Consider the following 1,460-nt stretch of genomic DNA (forward strand, 5'->3'; position numbering starts at 1 on the left):
GACGAGACTCTCGTGCAAACAGACGCGCGCTGCCGGATAGTCGCCTTGATAGTAGGAAACCATGCCGAGGTGGTAGAGCGATTCGTTCATTTGCAGGGAGCCCAGCCGCTGGGCGATCGGCAGTGATTCCTCCAGGTGCGCATGTGCCGTCGCAAAGTCGCCTCGCTCTCCGGCCGTATGGGCAAGCTGGATCAGCAAGTTGTGGACGCGACGCTCGTTTCCGCAGGTGCGGGCAATCGCAAGCCCGTCGGTGAAGAACCCTCGTGCAGCATCGTGATCGCCCCTCGCCAGGGCGATCATGCCGAGGCCTGCCAGTGCGAGAGAGACGTTGTCCTGGTTGCCGAGCTCCTTCCACAAGGCGAGGCCCTGTTCCCGATGCGCCGCTGCGGCGGCATAGTCGCCTTGTCGGAAAGCAAAGGTTCCGACCCAGCGCAGGGCCGTCGCGCGCTCGGCTTTATCGAGATCCGTTGGTGCGGCGGCCAGGAGGCTGGATAACCACGAGGCTCCCTCGGACGCCCTGCCACGCGTTTCGAAGAACCAGCAGGCCGCGATCGCCGTACGAAGTCCCGCGGCAACGTCACCGCCAGGCATCAGTGCACGGGACAGCGCCGCGCGCACGTTGTCGATCTCGGCCTCGAGGCAGCGGATCGCTGCGAGTTGATCGGTCGTGCGCGACTGGAGTTCCATCGCGCTTGTAAGAGCGGCAACGTAGTTGAGAAGGCGATCCTGGATGGACGCCTCCAGGCCGCTTTCGCGCAGGTGGTCACCTGCGTACTGCCGCACGGTCTCCAGCAAACCGTAGCGCGTCTCTCCCTCCCGCGTATCGGCCTGCACCATGTTCTTGTCGACCAGAGACGTCAACCTGTCCAGCACAGCGTCTGCCGGCAAGTCGTCGCCGCTGCAAACCTGCTCGGCCGCGGCTAGAGTCCACCCGCCGGCGAATACCGAAACCCGCTGTAACAGCACCCGTTCGCGCGCGTCGAGCAGGTCGTAGCTCCAGTCGATCAGGGAACGCAGCGTTCGATGCCGCGGCAGCGCAACGCGTGCTCCTTGCTGCAGCATGCCGAACCGGTCGTCAAGACGCTGACTGAGCTCCTGCATCGACATCGAACGCACGCGCGGCGCGGCCAGCTCCAGAGCGAGCGCAATGCCGTCGAGGCGCCGGCAAACTGCCGCCAGCACTGCTGCATTGCCTGGAGTGACGTCGAACTGCGGCTGCTGAAGACGCGCGCGGTCGATGAACAGGCGCGCGGCCTCGGACGCCGCGATCGTTTCGAGCGTTACCTCCTGCTGCGGATCGGGCAGCGACAGGGACGGCACCCGATAGGCCAGCTCGCCGGCCACGCCCAGGTGCTCGCGGCTGGTGATCAGGACGCTGAGCTTCTCGCAGCGGCGCAGCAAGCCGTCCGCGAGTTGGGCACACGCGTCGAGCAGATGCTCCGCGTTGTCGAGCACGAGCA

General features: G+C 65.8%; 1 protein-coding gene. It reads right to left on the reverse strand.

Translation table 11 applies throughout. The features are described 5' to 3' along the window. The coding region (locus VFZ66_05010; protein HEX6288527.1) for a tetratricopeptide repeat protein at positions 1–1,460 on the reverse strand (1,460 nt) is incomplete at both ends.

This window comes from Herpetosiphonaceae bacterium (assembly GCA_036374795.1).
GTDB lineage: Bacteria > Chloroflexota > Chloroflexia > Chloroflexales > Kallotenuaceae > LB3-1.